The organism is Gammaproteobacteria bacterium, assembly GCA_032250735.1.
In the GTDB taxonomy this organism is placed as follows: Bacteria; Pseudomonadota; Gammaproteobacteria; order SZUA-152; family SZUA-152; genus SZUA-152.
Genome location: JAVVEP010000006.1, coordinates 1 through 15,460, shown reverse-complemented (window position 1 = coordinate 15,460; position 15,460 = coordinate 1). Strand labels below are relative to the sequence as shown.

Genomic DNA, 15,460 nt, shown 5'->3' with positions numbered 1-15,460 from the left:
CGGACGCCTGCGGGGGTATTAGGCCGGTATTGGGTTCAATCTTCCGCGGTGGAGATACGGTCAAAAATGCGATCACCCTCGCGGTGGATAAAGTCGCGCAATTCGGGATCCAGCTCCGCCGCCTTGTTAATCACCTCACGCACCTGCTGCATGTCCACGGCCGCAATGGAATAGATCGTTCGGGAATCCTTGTCCCGCCAGTGACCCACCACCTCAATACCCGTCAGATCAATGGAAGAGACATGTTCCATCTGTCGCGCGGCCTTTTGTGCGGTAAACCCGACCTCGGCCGCATCGCCCGTGGCAATAAAATCGCGCGAGACGATCTCGATGTAGGAGGCCATAATGCGGGCGATCTCCTGCCGCGCGCGTGTATCGGCGGTGGCGGTCTGCAGGGAAAAATCACCCAGATCGGGGGCCGAACCCACACCGTGAAAACGGCGCCCCTGTTTGGAGGTGAGGATGTTACTGCCCTGATTGACCCACAGCGGAACCCCGCTGGCATCCGTCGCCTGATCCAGGCTTGTGGTACTGGCGCAGGCGACCAACAATAAAGCGACCGCCGTTGTCCATCCGCCTTTCCACAGCGCCGCAGGAATTTTCCCGCCCCTACCTGAGGCAACCACAGCATCACAGAAATTTTTCAGCATCAGTTTTCTCCAACCACTCCATTCCATTCCAGACACATAATCGTTGCCGTAACGATCAGTGAAAGATGATCAAGCACGTACCAGGAAAGCATACAGCATAGGCCCGCAGCCTGCATTTATGCGCAAACAATATAACGGGCCGCCGGGTTTTCACAAACAGCAACAAGCTGACCCCCCGCCCGTTTAGACTGGCCAAGTACGATGCCGGATAAAATTTAGATTAGCGCAGCCTGTTGATCCCGGCGGCGCGACACTGAATACTCCGTCTCCACCACCCATCACAACCTGGAACTCCACATGCCTGCTTCGCTACAGAGTCGTTTCCCCCACCCCAACGTCCGCTTCAGCCGACACGACCAGCTGGTGATGATCGATATCGTTAACGACTTCGGCAGCGCCCGACTGACGCCCTATGGCGGCACCCTCCTCAGTTATGTGCCCAGGGGCGGGGTCGACACCCTGTGGCTCAGCGATACCGCCGTCTATGACGGCAGCAAACCCGTGCGCGGCGGCGTGCCCGTGTGCTGGCCCTGGTTCGGCGCCTATGACGCCACCGCAATGGGCGCCCATCCCAGCGACAAGGACAAGAAAGGCCACGGTTTTGCCCGCTACGAGCAATGGGAGATCGAATCCGTCAGCGACCAGCCGGGCGGCGCGACCCAGGTAGTGCTGTGTCTTTCTCCCAATGAGGCGATCGCAAGGGTCTGGCCCTACAACTTCAAGTTACAGCTTGCGGTTACCCTCGGCGAGGCATTGCACGTCGAGCTGATCGGCGAAAATCTCAGTGATCGCGACTGGAATGTCAGCGAGGCCCTGCATACCTATTTTCGGGTCGCCGAGGCGGAGGGGCTCAGGCTCCGTGGTCTGGAAGGGATTCGTTACCTGGACAAGCTGCGCGACGGCGCCGCCACCCAGAACAGCACCCTCACCATCACCCCGCCGCTCGATTGCGTGTTCCTCGATCACAGCGGCAGCGTGGTCATCGAAGACCCCGGCCACGGCCGCGAGATCGAGATGCACAAACACAACAGCCACTCCACCATCGTCTGGAATCCCGGCGAGCAAGGCGCCAAGGCCTTCGCCGATATGCCCAACGACCAGTATCACGCCATGCTCTGCGTCGAGGCCGGCAACGCCTTCGACAACGCCTACACCCTCAGCGCCGGGGCATCACATCGCATGGCGATGACGATTACGACGCGGGCGGTTTGATGAGTAGCATCGGGATTCTTGGGGGCGCACGGGCAAGCTGATTCAGGTTAGAATCATTAACTGCATCCTGATTCCACGCCAGCGTTTCAGCACTCCGCACCCGCTCGCTCACAGAAACCGGCTTATCAAAAAGGGCTGCCCCACCACTGGAGCAGCCCTTCACCTTCTCTATTATTACGAGCTGATTTAACGGATTGTCAGCGTATCTCTATTCCGCCTCTTTCAGGATCTTGACCACGCGAATATCCTTTCTGTCTTCCACCAGATACGCGGGCACATAGCCGATCGCATTGCGTTTCTGGGCGACAATCGATACCACCAGACGCTCACGCTTGGTCATGGATGGATTCTTCAGGGTATTGTTGGTTTTACGTTGCGACTCCGCGGCGGCCGAGGCCTGCCCGCTCATCCCCAGGACATTCCGTGCAAATATTTCACGGGACTCCTGGGTGTCCGGCAGGTTATACAGCTCAATCTTCTGTCCACTGCGCCAGGTGGTGACGCGATCTGAATAGATGTTCTTGATTTGCTCAATTGTGAGCGCCTCCGGATTGGATCGATTGACGATCACCGCCACATCGGCCGCCTGCGCGACGCCCTGCATCACGGCCGCCGCCATCAGGAAACTTGCCGCCAGGCCTTTAAGGCATGCATTCATGTTTTTCATGATAATTCTCACCTTTCTCTTGTTTCCCGATTAGTTTCCGAGGTAGCCCACCACACTGATGATGGTCTTTTCGTAATCCTCATCCACGGGGTCTTCATTATCGACCGCATGGAATTCGATCTTCAGCGTCACGTCTTTATTCACATGGTAATTCGCGAATACGCTATTCATGGTTATTTCGCTCTTGCTCGCCGAATTGCCGGAATCCTCGTCATAGGTATCGGCACGCACCCCAAAGGTATATTTGTCCCAATCATACATCAGCTGGACGTAGGCCCCCTCGCGCTCCGTGGTCTCCCATTCTCCATTAGCGACCTCGAACTGCAGGGTGGCCTGGCCGGCCTTCATTTTGCCGTGGAAGCCGGTGGCGGTCAGCTCTTCACCGCCCTCCTTTGAATCCTGGGCATCAGTGTAATAGCTGCTGCCGAGCTCAAAATGGTTCAGCAGAGGAAACAGGAAAGACAGCTTGGCGCCAATGGCCTTGGTGCTGTTGTCGTCACTCTTGCCCGCATTATCGCTGCGGCCGTTACCGACATACGCATCATAGTTCAGGAAGCTCGAGCCCATCCCCAGGGTACCAAACACCTGGGCGCCATCCACATTCTGCGGGAAGATCGCGCGGATATGCTGCGGGCGCTCCTGGGTGGGCACGAAGGTGGGGTAGTGGTCCACCGACCAGATGCCCGCCGGAGTGAACATACGGCCAAAGCGCAGATTGGCCTCCTGTCGCCACAGGTAGGTCATGTTGACGGCCTCCAGGAAGATCTTGCCATCGGCATCTTTAATAACATTATTAGTCGTACCCTCAAACTTGGGGGCGTCTTCGTATTCCACTTCCGAGAAGAAGCGCCACTTGTCACCCATGTTCTTTTCGAAAAACAGGCTCATGTGATGCAGGCGGAAGCCATCGGGCGTGCCGGCACGCGAGTCCGAGATGAATTCCACATCGGTATAGCCGGAGATCACCATCTGATTCTCCACCCGGGTGTTGATGTCATAGATACCCTCGGCGGAGACCATGGATTGGTCCTCCAGCTTGAGCAGACGCTCCTCCAGTTCAGCGACCGTTGCGCTGCTCGCCAGGGTCGGCACCAGCACCAGACCGGCGAGGGCCGGCATCATGATTTTTTTAAACATACTCGATTACTCCGTAGCGATGTAGCAATGGATTTTTAATTCTGGTCAAAGATCCGGGCTGGAACCTATCGGCCAATAAATTTTACTTATTGATAAGGTTTTGAGGGAAAACTCCCCCCTTTCGCCCTATAGCCTTGTTTTAATAAGGGAATAAAACACTACACCCCCACGACACCAGGCCAATGCCAGAACATTAGCGTGCCCTAACATTCAGGGAATCTATCGGAGTAAATCGTGGTTACTTTAGAGGAAATATGAGTTTTGTATATTACAAATCAGAAATATAAATCTGATATCGATAAAAGGCAGGACGAACAGGGATAGGGCTGTCACAAAAACTGGAATTGATGGGATCTCGAGCTAGCTCAGCATCCACACGCCCAACAGGACCAGAAAGCCGGCAAACACCCGCTTCAATACTGCAGTGGGCAGACGATGCGCCAGGGCGGCGCCCAGCGGGGCAAACAACATGCTGGTGATGACGATGCCCAGCAACGCGGGCCCGTACACAAAACCGGCCGCGCCCGCGGGCAGCTGGGCATTTCCCCAGCCCAGTAGCATGTAACTCAGGGTGCCTCCCAGGGCGATGGGCAGGCCGCAGGCCGCGGAGGTGCCCACCGCCTGCTGCATGCGCACCCGGCAGGCGCTGAGAAAGGGCACGGTCATTGTGCCGCCGCCAATGCCCACCAGGGCGGACACGGCGCCGATCACACTGCCGGCCAGCCCCATGCCCACGGGACCCGGTGTACAGTGCGGTTTGAGGGTGTAGGTACCGAACATCATCTGCGCCGCCACCAGCAACTCGAACAGGCCAAACACGGTCTTGAGCGCGGCCTGCGGCAGGGAGGCAGCCACCATCGCACCCACAAAGCTTCCCAGCACGATGCCCGGCGTGAGCCGCCAGAATTGCGGCCACAGCACACTGCCGCGCCGATGATGGGCCCGCACCGAAGCGAGGGAGGTGAACACGATCGCCGCCAGCGAGGTGCCAATGGCCAGCTGCACCGTCTGTGTACCACCCAGCGGCAGGCCGCCGACGACATCCGGCTGCCAGAGAAAGACCAGCACCGGCACGATCACCAGCCCGCCACCGACCCCCAGCAAACCCGCCAGGGTTCCCGCGAAGGCGCCCAACAGGGCGTAGGCAATCATTGTTTCCAATCCAGAATCCTTGGCGGTTTGGTATTTGTGGTTAAGCGTTAGCGGTCAAACAACCGCTTAGGCAGAATTTTTGTTGCCGCTCTGCGCTGGCTCGTGGTGTCCCGTGCTCACCAGCGGCACCGGCTTGGCGATGTGAAAGCCCTGGCCGAAATCCACGCCGATGGCCTGCACCTCGTTCAGCACCGCGGCGGTGGTGACAAACTCCGCCACGGTTTTGATGCCCATGAGATGGCCGATCTGGTTGATCGCCTCCACCATCGCGCGGTCGATGGGATTGGTGTCGATGTCCTTCACGAAGGCCCCGTCGATCTTTAGATAATCCACCGGAAGGTTTTTGAGATAACCAAACGAACTCAGGCCGCTGCCGAAATCGTCCAGGGCAAAACGGCAGCCCTGATCTTTCAGCTCGGTGATAAAGCGTATGGCGCGATTCAGGTTGGCAATGGCGGCGGTCTCGGTAATCTCGAAACACACCCTCTCTGGCGTCACGCCATTCTCCCGCAGCTCGGTCAGCACAAAGTCGAGAAAGCTGTCTTCACACAGGGACTGTGCGGAAAGGTTGATGGAATAGGAGACTGGGTCCGAGCCCTGCCGCCCGAGCTGTTGCAGGGCGTGATGCACCACCCAGCGGTCAATAGCGGGCATCAGGTGGTAGCGTTCCGCGGCCGGTAAAAACAGATTAGGCGTGACGATCTCGCCATCCTCGCGGCGCAGGCGCAGAAGAATTTCGCTGTAGCGCAATTCGGCATTCACCACCTTGCCCAGCGGCTGTATCAGCTGATGAAAAAGCTGGAAGCGGTTGTTGTCCAGTGCATCGCGGATGTACTGTAGCCACTGCATCTCGCCCCGATGCCGGGTCAGCGCCAGATCGTTCCGCGCAAACACATGCACCCGATTGCGCCCCTGGCTCTTGGCGATATAACAGGCCGAATCAGCGGCGCTCAGCACATCGGTGATACTGCCACTGCGCGCGGTAATCGGCACCAGCCCCAGGCTGAGCCCCACATCGAAGACCTTGTCTTTCCAGGTAAAACGGAATTCCTTCACCATCTCCAGAATCGTGGCGGCGACGGCCTGGGCCTCGGCCAGGGTATAGTCCTGCAGCAACAGGCCGAATTCATCTCCCCCCAGGCGGCCGACTACATCCTGTTCGCGCAGGGTGGCGCGCAAGCGCATGCCGAGCTGCTTGAGCAACTCGTCACCGGCCACATAGCCGCAGGTGTTGTTGACCACCTTGAATTGATCCACATCCAGATAACACAGGGCATGTTCTCCGCCCTGCTCCCGGCAGTGGGCCATGAGCGACTGCAGGCGGGCCTCAAACTCGTGCCGGTTGATGAGCCCGGTGAGGGCGTCGTGGCTGGACTGATACGAGAGCCGGCGCGACAGGGCCGCCATGTCTGTGGTGTCATGAAAGGTGAGTACCGCACCACGCAGGCGCCCATTCCTTTCGCGGATCGGCGCCAGGCGCAGCTCCACGGCGAACTCGCGTCGGGCATCACGCTGCAGCAGGCTGGTCGAGCCCGGCAGGGTGAGGTGCTCACCCGCCTCCAGGCAACGCAGCACCGCGTCGATGACCGCGGCACCCGCCTCATCTTTGAGGCGTAATACCTGGCGCAACGGCTGACCCTGGGCATCGGCCAATCCCCAGCCGGTAAAGTGTTCGGCCACGGGATTGAGGTACACGATGTGCCCATCGATATCGGTGGTGATCACGCCGTCACTGATCGATTGCAGGGTCACCTCGGCCAGCTGGCTCGCCTCCTGATAGCGCAGCTCGGCCTGCTGGTGTTTTTCCTCCAACAGCTGGGTGTGCACCACGGCCGTGGCCTCGCGGGCCAGCAGGCTGAGCATGTCGCGATCCTGTTGGGTGAAGTGCCGCACCCTTCCCCGGGTGCTGGCGCCGATGGAGCCGATCACCTCGCCCTCCGCAATCAGCGGCGCGCACATCGCCGATGTAATGTCATATTGCTTGACGATGCGGGGGCTGAGGCGGGGATCTTCTGCGGCATCGTCCACCGCGATCAGGCGCGCCTCGTTAAAGGCCTGCACCAGCAGGGAGGGCTCATCCAGCGACAGGCGAAAATGCCCCTGCGGCCGGTGCGTAGCGCCGGTCACGGAGACCGCAATCAACTCCCGCAGGCCCGGGCCGCGTAACATTAAATAGGCAACATCCACGTCCAGCGCCTGGGCACAGACCTCCACCAGTTTGTCGTAGGCCTCGCCGGTGCTGGCCGAGGTATTGACCCCGCGCAACACCCGGTTCCCCGCCTCCAGAATCTGTCGCTGGAAATGCAGGTTTTCCAGCAAACCCTGATACTGCCCGGTCAGCACACCCAGCTCGTCGGTGGAATAGGCCCGCAGGTTCGGTCTTCGCAGCAACAGGGAACGGGCCGCGCCGGCCGCCTTTTCCAGCGGTTGCAGGGAGCGACCAAAGCTGCCCATGAAGATCGCCGCGCCAGCCACCGCCAGGGCCTGCAGCATCAGCCAGACAACGAAAGTTTCGGTAGTGAAATAGCCGGTGCGGGTCCAGTAATACTGCACCAGCATGGTGTCCACCAGCAGCGGCACCAGGGCGGCGATGAGAAACACCCGGGTGCGGATGCTGACCACCGGCCTCTCCAGCCGCTGCGGCTGCAATGCCAGGCCGAACAGATCGTAGAGCCGGAAAAAGATCGGCAGGCCAACGATGATCGACACCGTCAGGGCCACCAGATTGATGCGAAACCAGTCTTGCGGACGGGCGACAAAATCACTGTACAGCTCGGCGCTGTAGATCACCGTGATGGGCGCTACTAGCAGATAGAACAGAAAGAAACCCCAGAAATGCAGGGGGAAGCGCCTCACCCGCGCCAGCGCCGCGGCCGCCAGGCTCTCCCGCTGCTGGGAGTCCGCTGCGCCCACATACTCGGCGACCACCGACACATAGCGCTGGAAATACCACAGCGCAAATACCAGCGAGGCAACAATGAACACAGGCTCGATGGGACTGCTCATCACCTCCGCCATCTGTTCCAGGGTGAACATCTGGATGTAGAGCAGGAACGACAGGCCAAACACCGCCGGGATTGTCCACGCCAGAATAATCAGCCGGCGAAAACGACTCAGGAACTGGGCGCGCGTCAGCACCGAGACCTGCCCTCTGAGCTCCTCGGTTGGTTGATCACCCGGCTGCCTAATTAATTGCATGCGCTGCGGATACACCTATTCATGATTATTGTTCACTATTGCTATTCACTATTAACGGTTACTCATTATCGCCTGCAGACTGTCCACGTGACGCCACCGCCTGCTGGCCGCCTCATTTTATCCACAGGGTTTTGACGTTCACGAACTCGCGCAGCCCGTGCTGCGACAGCTCCCGGCCGTAACCCGAGGCCTTGATACCGCCGAAGGGCAGGCGGGGATCGCTCTTCACCATGCCGTTCACGAAGGCCGAACCACACTGCATCCGGCGGGCAAACCGTTCGCCGCGCGCGCTGTCTTTTGTCCACACGCTGCCGCCCAGGCCAAAGCGGGAATCATTGGCCGTGGCCAGGGCGGCGGCCTCATCGGCCACCCGGATCACCGTCGCCACCGGGCCGAACAGCTCCTGTTCATAGGCGACCATCCCCGGCCGCACCTGATCAAGGATCGTCGGCGGATAAAAGGCCCCCGGCCCGGCGACAGGCTCCCCACCGATCACCCGCACCGCGCCGGCCGCGATACTGGCCTGTACCTGCGCGTGCAGCTCGTCCCGCAGATCGGCACGCGCCATGGGCGCCAGCCCCGTCTGCGCATCGCGGGGATCCCCTACGCACAGCCTGCCCGCGGCGGTGGCGAAGCGGGCGACAAAGTCCTCGGCGATGGCCTCCACCACGATAAAGCGCTTGGCCGCGATACAGCTCTGCCCACAGTTCAGGAAGCGTGAGGCCACGGCCTGCGGCACCGCGAGATCCAGGTCGGCGTCTTCCAGCACCACAAAGGCGTCCGAGCCCCCCAGCTCCAGCAGGCTCTTTTTGAGATGCTGGCCCGCCGCCGCAGCCACCGCCCGCCCGGCGGGCTCACTGCCGGTGAGCGTGACCGCCTGTACCCGCGGGTCGGCGATCACCTCGGCGACCTCGCGGGCGTCGATCAGCAGGGTACGAAACACGCCCTCGGGAAAACCGGCCTCACGCAGCAGACGCTCGATGGCCAACGCACACTGCGGCACATTGGAGGCGTGTTTGAGCAGGCCGGTATTGCCCGCCACCAGGGTCGGGGCGATGAAGCGAAACACCTGCCACAGGGGGAAATTCCACGGCATCACCGCCAGCACCGTGCCCAGCGGCTGATAGGCCACCAGGCTCCTGCCGGCGTCCGTCTCGACCAGCTCATCGGCGAGAAATCGACCGGCCTGCCGGGCGTAGTACTCACAGCCCTGGGCGCACTTTTCCACCTCGGCCCGCGCCTCAGGGACGAGCTTGCCCATCTCCAGGCTCACCAGTTGCGCGAGGGATTCCTGCTCGGCGCGCACCACCTCGGCCAGCCGAGCCAGCAGGCGGCAGCGTTGTTCCAGGGTGGTGGCGGCCCAGCCCGGCGTGGCGGCACTGACCTGCGCCAGCGCCACCTCCCGCTGTGCGGGGGTCCAGGCGGCAAAATGTTCGACAAGCTCACCGCTCGCCGGATTGATGGTCTGATATGCCATGACACCCCCGGACTGTGTACGCCGCACAGCCACCCGTAAAATTTCCTGTTCGGCCATCCGTCGCGCTATCCGGCTGCGCGATGCGCAAAAAAAAAAACCGCAGCAGTCTAACGTGTATAGACCCATCACCATTATATCGCCGATGGCATAGGCCAGGCGACACCCGCGTTTACCATACCCGCTTGACCCCCTCCCTGCCACACCGCAAAATCGCCCTTCGATTCCGACACCCGCCTCGTCGCTGGCCACTTTTGAGTCACTTCAGGGCCACATTTCAGGACCACATCAGGAGAACCCCACAGACCATGCGCAGACTGTCTATTTGCCTTATCGGTGGCACCGGTTTTGTGGGCCGCCACCTCGCCGCCCATCTGGTCAAGGCCGGCCACTCGGTACGGGTACTGACCCGTCGCCGGGAGGCGCATCGGGAGCTGCTGGTATTGCCGGGGCTGAGCCTGGTGGAATGCAATCCCTATGACGCCGCCGCCCTCGGCGCGCAGCTGCAGGGCATGGACGCGGTGGTCAACCTGGTGGGGATCCTCAACGAACGCCGGCGGGGGGATTTTGGGCGCGCCCACGTCGAGCTGGTCCGACAGATCGTCGATGCCTGCCGCAGCGCCGGGATGGGCCGCCTGCTGCACATGAGCGCCCTCAAGGCCGACGCCAAAAACGGACCCAGTCGCTACCTGCGCAGCAAGGGCGAGGGCGAGGAAATCGCCCTGGGCGCGACGGACCTGCGGGTCACCGTGTTCCGGCCCTCGGTGATCTTTGGTCCCGACGACCAGTTTCTCAACCGCTTCGCCCGCCTGCTGGCGCTCAGCCCCGGCCTGTTTCCGCTGGCCTGCGCCAAGGCCCGTTTCGCCCCGGTGTACGTGGAAGACGTGGCCGAGGCCTTTGTGCACGCCCTCAGCAACCCGGCCACCATCGGCCAGGCCTACAACCTGTGCGGACCCACGCCCTACACCCTGTACGAACTGGTCACCTACGTCGGCACATTGACCGGCCACCGGCGGCGCATCATCGGTCTGGGTGACCGGCTTTCGTGGTGGATGGGACTGGTGATGGAACAGCTGCCGGGCAGGCCCTTTTCGCGGGACAACTTTTTATCCACCCGCGTCAACAGCCTGTGCAAATCGGCCTTTCCGGCGGTGTTCGGCATCCAGCCCGCGTCCATCGAGGCCGTTGCGCCCCGCTACCTGGGCAATCGAGACCTGAACCGGCGCTTTAGTGATCTGCGCCGCTCTGCCCGGCGGGACTGATCGCCGTCCCGGGCGCACACTATCGACCCGCCAGCAGGCTCGCTTGCTCCTGGGCAGGCCGCCCACTCAGTTCACGACAGGCCCGATAAAAGGCCTCCATATCCCCGCCCTGCTCCGCCAGCAGGCGCTGAAAGACGGGCACATGGTCGCGATAGGTGGTCACCGCAGCCAATTGCGCATTATTCAGCCCCTGCGCAAACCAGGCATCGTAACCGTCATAACCGCCCCATTCCTCTCTGAGCCGCCGATAGTCCCGGCGCAGCCCGGCCTGAATCGCCGCCTTGCGCGCCAGGGCCTCTGCTTCATCCAGCCCCTGGGCGTACAGCCCTCGGAGCCGGTCCCGCGCCCCGGTCACCAGCGCCACAAAGGCATCCTGGCGCTGCCGGAACTGCTGGTCGGCCTCCCGCTGCGCATCGTCACCGTGGACGGCCAGCCAGCGCCGCACGCCCTCCAGCTCGACCGCCGTCGCAAAGCCCTCGTTGAAGGCCGTGTCACCCTGCAGGTACAGCTGCTGGTGGGCCAGCTCGTGAAAGATGAGCCCGGCGATCCGCGCCGGCGGGCGCTGGATGACGGTGTTGAGCAGGGGGTCATCAAACCACCCTAGGGTAGAATAGGCGGCGACACCGGCGACGTAGGTCTCCAGCCCCTCGCGGCCCAACTGCGCGGCAAACGCCTCGGCGGCCGGTTTCGAGAAATAGCCGCGATAGCCCACGCAGCCCGCAAACGGAAAACACCAGCGTTGCAGGGTCATCTCCAGGGGCGGGGCCGCAAACACATTCCACACCACAAAGGGGCGTTGCAGGTCCGCATAACTGCGATAACTGGGGTTATCGGGCAGCGCCAGTTCGCGGCTGGCAAACGCGCGGATGGCCAGCACCGTCTGCAGCTTTTCGCGCAGCGCGGCCGGGGTCTCGGGGGCGGCGATCAACTCGGCGATGGGCTGACGCCGCTCCCACACCGCCCACTGACCACCGATGGACTGGCCGTAATAACCCAGGCTGGCGCAACCGCCCGCGAACAGCAGCATCAATAACAGCAGCCAGCGCCAGCCCGCCGCCTTGGGCAGCGCGCGCCATATAAACAAGCGTCCCATCCGGGTAACATACCGGCATGGAGATCTATTTGGTAGGCGGCGCGGTGCGTGACAGATTATTGGACCTTGAGCCCAAGGAGCGCGACTGGGTGGTGGTGGGGGCCACGCCCGAGCAACTGGAGGCGCAGGGCTACCGACAGGTGGGCAAGGATTTCCCGGTGTTCCTGCACCCCGAGACTCACGAGGAATATGCCCTGGCCCGCACCGAGCGCAAGACCGCCCCGGGCTATCACGGCTTTGCGGTGCATGCGGCGCCGGACGTGACCCTGGAAGAGGATCTGCTGCGCCGCGATCTGACCATCAACGCCATCGCGCAAGATGCCGACGGACAGTTCATCGACCCCTTCCACGGCCAGCAGGATCTGGCCGACAAAGTGCTGCGCCACGTCTCCCGGGCCTTCAGTGAAGACCCGGTGCGCATCCTGCGGGTGGCGCGCTTTGCGGCCCGCTTTGCCCACCTCGGTTTTCGCGTCACCAGCGAGACGCTGCGGCTGATGCAGGAGATGGTCGATGCCGGCGAGGTGGATGCGCTGGTCGCCGAGCGGGTGTGGGCCGAGACCGAACGCGCCCTGGGCGAACAGACACCGACACGCTTTTTTGAGGTGCTGCGTGACTGCGGCGCGCTGGCCAAACTGTTCCCGGAAATCGACTGCCTGTTCGGTGTGCCGCAGCCGGAACAATATCACCCGGAGATCGACACTGGCATCCACACCATGATGGTGCTGCAACAGGCCGCGCGCCTGTCCCCCGAACCCATGGTGCGTTTCGCCGCCCTGGTGCATGACCTGGGCAAGGGCATCACGCCCCAGGATCAGTGGCCCAAACACATCGCCCACGAGGAACGTGGCGTACCCCTGGTGGAGGCCCTGTGTGAACGCCTGCGGACGCCCAAAACCTATCGGGAATTAGCGGTTGCCGTGACCCGTTATCACCTGCATTATCATCGGGCCGCGGAATTAAAACCCACCACCCTGCTGAAAATGCTCAATGCCCTCGACGCCTTTCGCCGTCCCGCGCGCTTCGAGCAATTCATCGCCGCCTGCGAGGCCGACTCGCGCGGCCGCACCGGCTATGAAGATGCGCACTTCGAGCAGCCGGACATCCTGCGTCGCGCCCGCGATGCCGCCGCCGCGATCAACGCCCAGGATCTCGTTAGGCAAGGACTCACCGGCAGCGCCATCGGCCAGCAGCTCGACCGATTGCGCGCCGAGGCAATCCAGATGGCCATCACTTTGACCACCAATCACTAACGTAAAATAGCCCGCTTGCCGTTCCCCCGCCGGGGGTTTAACGAACCCGCAGGGAAAAGGTCACCGGGCCGTCGTTGATAAGTTCCACCTGCATGTCGACGCCAAACTGGCCGCTGGCGACATGGGGATACTGCTGCTGCGCCCGTGAGAGTAGATATTCAAACAGCTGTCGGCCTTTTTCCGGCGTTGCCGCCGAGCTGAAACCGGGGCGTGCGCCCTTGTCGGTATCCGCGGCCAGGGTGAACTGTGGCACCAGCAACAAACCACCCTGCACCTGCTGCAGGCTGAGATTCATTTTGCCGTCCGCGTCGGCGAACACCCGGTAGCTCAGCAGACGTTCCAGCAACCGGTCGGCCTGGACCTCGGTGTCGTCACGCTCGATGCCCACCAACACCATCAGCCCCTGTTCGATGCAACCGAGCACTTTACCCTCGACGGTGACACTGGCTCGGGTGACTCGTTGTAATAGACCGATCATGGATGCTTGCTAATTATTGTTATGAGAATTGTTATGAGAATTGTTATGAGAATTTTTGTGACAATTGCTAGAAAAATTCCGAGGCCGATTATGAGAGGCGCCGCACAAAATCGTCGGTGGCGCGCACCAGGGCATCGACAATACCCGGCTCCAGGGCGGAGTGTCCGGCATCGGGAATGATCTGTAGCTCGGCCTCGGGCCAGGACTGGCACAAGTCCCACGCGCTCTGCATGGGACACACCACATCGTAGCGCCCCTGCACGACAATACCGGGAATGTCGATCAGGCGGCCTGCATCCCGCAATATCTGGTTAGGCTCGAGGAAGCTGTCATGGGTGAAATAATGGCATTCGATGCGCGCCAGACTGAGCGCGGTGTGGGGCTCACTGAAGTGGTCCACCACCTTGCGACTGGGATGCAGGGTAGAGGTCCGCCCCTCCCATTTCGACCAGGCCTTGGCGGCCGCCATGCGCTGTAATTCGTTGTCGCCGGTCAGGCGTCGATAATAGGCGGCCACCATGTCGTCACGTTCATCCTCGGGAATGGGCGTGAGGTATTCTGCCCAGTAGTCGGGAAAGATATGGCTGGCGCCTGACTGATAGAACCACTGGATCTCATGCGGGCGACACAGAAAGATTCCACGCAGGATCAGACCCAATACCCGTTGCGGATGGGTCTGCGCATACACCAGGCTTAGGGTCGATCCCCAGGAACCACCGAACAGTAGCCACTGCTTGATACCCAGTTGCTGGCGGATGGCCTCCATGTCCGCCACCAGATCGGGCGTGGTGTTTTTTTCCAGTGCCGCGTGCGGCGTGGACTGCCCACTACCGCGCTGGTCAAAAAGGATAATGCGGTATTTTTCGGGATCGAAAAAACTCCGATGATAGGGCGAGCAACCGGCCCCCGGTCCGCCGTGCACAAACAGCACCGGGATGCCGTTGGGCTCGCCGCTCTCCTCCACATACAGCTCATGCGGTGCGTCCACCGCAATCCGCTGCGTGACATAGGGCCTGATCCCCGGGTAGAGATCTCTCATAACGACGGCATCTGCCACCCGGGCGCATGCATCACAGGAATACTAATCAAAGTTAGAAGGATACAGCCGTGGACGACCTAATCCCGCACCAGCTCACCCTTGAAGCCCTTCGCCGCCAGCGCACCGGTCAGCACCAGACCCACCAGCAGGAGCACCGGCCCAACCCCGGTGCCCAGCAAAACGCCCGCCCAGGCCATGTCGAATACGCGCTCCAGGTACAACAGGCCGGAGTGCAACAGGGTGCCGACCAGAAATAGCAGACTGACCGCCTGCTTGAACATCAGCGGTGCGGCAATAAAACACAGCACAATACCCACCACGATATTGAGCAGGGCTTCGAGATTACCGTGAGCGTGCGGTCCGCCCTTGATGTAGTCGATCCCAAATTCGATGGCGCCCACCTTGTTCATGGCGAGAATCGCCTCGCTATTGGCGACGGCCAGCTGCTTGGGCGTCAGCTCATCCAGGGTTTCGGGATCGTCCGCGTAGCTACCCGCCCTGAACTGTTGCAGCTTACCGACCACCACCTGCTTCTCACCGTTGGCCACACCCCAGTCCTCGTATTTCAGTACCATGAGCGGGCCCAGGGCCGCCGTGGTCGCCAGAAACAGGAACCCAAATACGATATTCTTTTTACCTACCATAACCCACCCCCGAGTTGATTTAACGTCCGTCTGTTAGCCTATCGAATTACCCTATCATAGCACCGCCGTAATGGGTCAAGCCTAAGGTCTCTGTTCGGCCAGCACTGCCGCTATCTCCCTCACAGACTGAGGGCCTTTGCGCCGGTCTACCTAGGAGCCTGTCGGACTATGGAAGAATCTACTGCGCTGATGGGAAATCGGCCC

Annotated in this window: 13 protein-coding genes; 3 read left to right on the top strand and 10 right to left on the bottom strand. The window is 61.3% G+C overall.

The genetic code is table 11. The annotated features are described in order from the left end of the window. Positions 1 to 35 precede the first annotated feature (35 nt). On the bottom strand, positions 36 to 650 hold the full coding sequence (locus RRB22_05110; GenBank protein ID MDT8383775.1) for a hypothetical protein: 615 nt from the start codon (positions 648 to 650) through the stop codon (positions 36 to 38). A gap of 297 nt (positions 651 to 947) precedes the next feature. Here RRB22_05110 and RRB22_05105 point away from each other — a divergent pair, with 297 nt between their 5' ends. Next, complete coding sequence (locus tag RRB22_05105) at positions 948 to 1,862, top strand: D-hexose-6-phosphate mutarotase (GenBank protein MDT8383774.1); 915 nt, start codon at positions 948 to 950, stop codon at positions 1,860 to 1,862. Positions 1,863 to 2,070: 208 nt separating this feature from the next. Here the strand turns inward: RRB22_05105 and RRB22_05100 are convergent, their stop codons facing one another. The 5 genes from RRB22_05100 to RRB22_05080 form a co-directional block, all read right to left on the bottom strand. Next, positions 2,071 to 2,529, bottom strand: a complete 459-nt coding sequence (locus RRB22_05100) for a substrate-binding domain-containing protein (protein ID MDT8383773.1) — start codon at positions 2,527 to 2,529, stop codon at positions 2,071 to 2,073. A 30-nt stretch (positions 2,530 to 2,559) separates the two neighbouring features. Continuing rightward, complete coding sequence (locus tag RRB22_05095; protein ID MDT8383772.1) at positions 2,560 to 3,666, bottom strand: porin; 1,107 nt, start codon at positions 3,664 to 3,666, stop codon at positions 2,560 to 2,562. 360 nt (positions 3,667 to 4,026) lie between these two features. Then, positions 4,027 to 4,818, bottom strand: coding sequence for a sulfite exporter TauE/SafE family protein (locus tag RRB22_05090; protein ID MDT8383771.1), 792 nt, complete (start codon positions 4,816 to 4,818; stop codon positions 4,027 to 4,029). A gap of 66 nt (positions 4,819 to 4,884) precedes the next feature. Beyond that, a complete protein-coding gene (locus RRB22_05085) occupies positions 4,885 to 8,016 on the bottom strand; it encodes an EAL domain-containing protein (protein ID MDT8383770.1) in 3,132 nt (1,043 codons plus the stop codon). Between the two features lie 112 nt (positions 8,017 to 8,128). Then, positions 8,129 to 9,493 carry an NAD-dependent succinate-semialdehyde dehydrogenase gene (locus RRB22_05080; protein MDT8383769.1) on the bottom strand — a complete coding sequence of 455 codons (1,365 nt, stop codon included), beginning with the start codon at positions 9,491 to 9,493 and terminating at the stop codon, positions 8,129 to 8,131. Between the two features lie 305 nt (positions 9,494 to 9,798). Between RRB22_05080 and RRB22_05075 the strand changes: the two genes are divergently transcribed. Further along, the gene (locus RRB22_05075) at positions 9,799 to 10,752 is read left to right on the top strand and encodes a complex I NDUFA9 subunit family protein (protein MDT8383768.1); all 954 of its coding nucleotides are present in this window, start codon (positions 9,799 to 9,801) and stop codon (positions 10,750 to 10,752) included. 19 nt (positions 10,753 to 10,771) lie between these two features. Here RRB22_05075 and RRB22_05070 read toward each other — a convergent pair whose 3' ends face one another. Then, complete coding sequence (locus tag RRB22_05070) at positions 10,772 to 11,836, bottom strand: aminopeptidase (protein MDT8383767.1); 1,065 nt, start codon at positions 11,834 to 11,836, stop codon at positions 10,772 to 10,774. A gap of 26 nt (positions 11,837 to 11,862) precedes the next feature. Here RRB22_05070 and RRB22_05065 point away from each other — a divergent pair, with 26 nt between their 5' ends. Continuing rightward, positions 11,863 to 13,095, top strand: a complete 1,233-nt coding sequence (locus RRB22_05065; GenBank protein MDT8383766.1) for a multifunctional CCA addition/repair protein — start codon at positions 11,863 to 11,865, stop codon at positions 13,093 to 13,095. 37 nt (positions 13,096 to 13,132) lie between these two features. Here RRB22_05065 and dtd read toward each other — a convergent pair whose 3' ends face one another. The 3 genes from dtd to RRB22_05050 all read right to left on the bottom strand — a co-directional run bounded on the left by dtd (position 13,133) and on the right by RRB22_05050 (position 15,256). Continuing rightward, positions 13,133 to 13,573: a D-aminoacyl-tRNA deacylase gene (gene dtd, locus RRB22_05060; GenBank protein MDT8383765.1), complete on the bottom strand. Its 441-nt coding sequence runs from the start codon at positions 13,571 to 13,573 to the stop codon at positions 13,133 to 13,135. An 88-nt stretch (positions 13,574 to 13,661) separates the two neighbouring features. Next, entirely contained in the window at positions 13,662 to 14,612 is a 951-nt protein-coding gene (gene pip, locus RRB22_05055; protein ID MDT8383764.1) for a prolyl aminopeptidase, read from the bottom strand. Positions 14,613 to 14,689: 77 nt separating this feature from the next. Next, positions 14,690 to 15,256, bottom strand: a complete 567-nt coding sequence (locus RRB22_05050; GenBank protein MDT8383763.1) for a hypothetical protein — start codon at positions 15,254 to 15,256, stop codon at positions 14,690 to 14,692. Positions 15,257 to 15,460: the final 204 nt, after the last annotated feature.

Bases quoted from the DNA above. Each gene is read 5' to 3' on its own strand.
- RRB22_05050 (MDT8383763.1), bottom strand. From the start codon at position 15,256: ATGGTAGGTAAAAAGAATATCGTATTTGGGTTCCTGTTTCTGGCGACC.
- pip (MDT8383764.1), bottom strand. From the start codon at position 14,612: ATGAGAGATCTCTACCCGGGGATCAGGCCCTATGTCACGCAGCGGATT.
- RRB22_05075 (MDT8383768.1), top strand. From the start codon at position 9,799: ATGCGCAGACTGTCTATTTGCCTTATCGGTGGCACCGGTTTTGTGGGC.
- RRB22_05090 (MDT8383771.1), bottom strand. From the start codon at position 4,818: ATGATTGCCTACGCCCTGTTGGGCGCCTTCGCGGGAACCCTGGCGGGT.
- RRB22_05065 (MDT8383766.1), top strand. From the start codon at position 11,863: ATGGAGATCTATTTGGTAGGCGGCGCGGTGCGTGACAGATTATTGGAC.
- RRB22_05105 (MDT8383774.1), top strand. From the start codon at position 948: ATGCCTGCTTCGCTACAGAGTCGTTTCCCCCACCCCAACGTCCGCTTC.
- RRB22_05110 (MDT8383775.1), bottom strand. From the start codon at position 650: ATGCTGAAAAATTTCTGTGATGCTGTGGTTGCCTCAGGTAGGGGCGGG.
- RRB22_05080 (MDT8383769.1), bottom strand. From the start codon at position 9,493: ATGGCATATCAGACCATCAATCCGGCGAGCGGTGAGCTTGTCGAACAT.
- RRB22_05100 (MDT8383773.1), bottom strand. From the start codon at position 2,529: ATGAAAAACATGAATGCATGCCTTAAAGGCCTGGCGGCAAGTTTCCTG.
- dtd (MDT8383765.1), bottom strand. From the start codon at position 13,573: ATGATCGGTCTATTACAACGAGTCACCCGAGCCAGTGTCACCGTCGAG.
- RRB22_05085 (MDT8383770.1), bottom strand. From the start codon at position 8,016: ATGCAATTAATTAGGCAGCCGGGTGATCAACCAACCGAGGAGCTCAGA.
- RRB22_05095 (MDT8383772.1), bottom strand. From the start codon at position 3,666: ATGTTTAAAAAAATCATGATGCCGGCCCTCGCCGGTCTGGTGCTGGTG.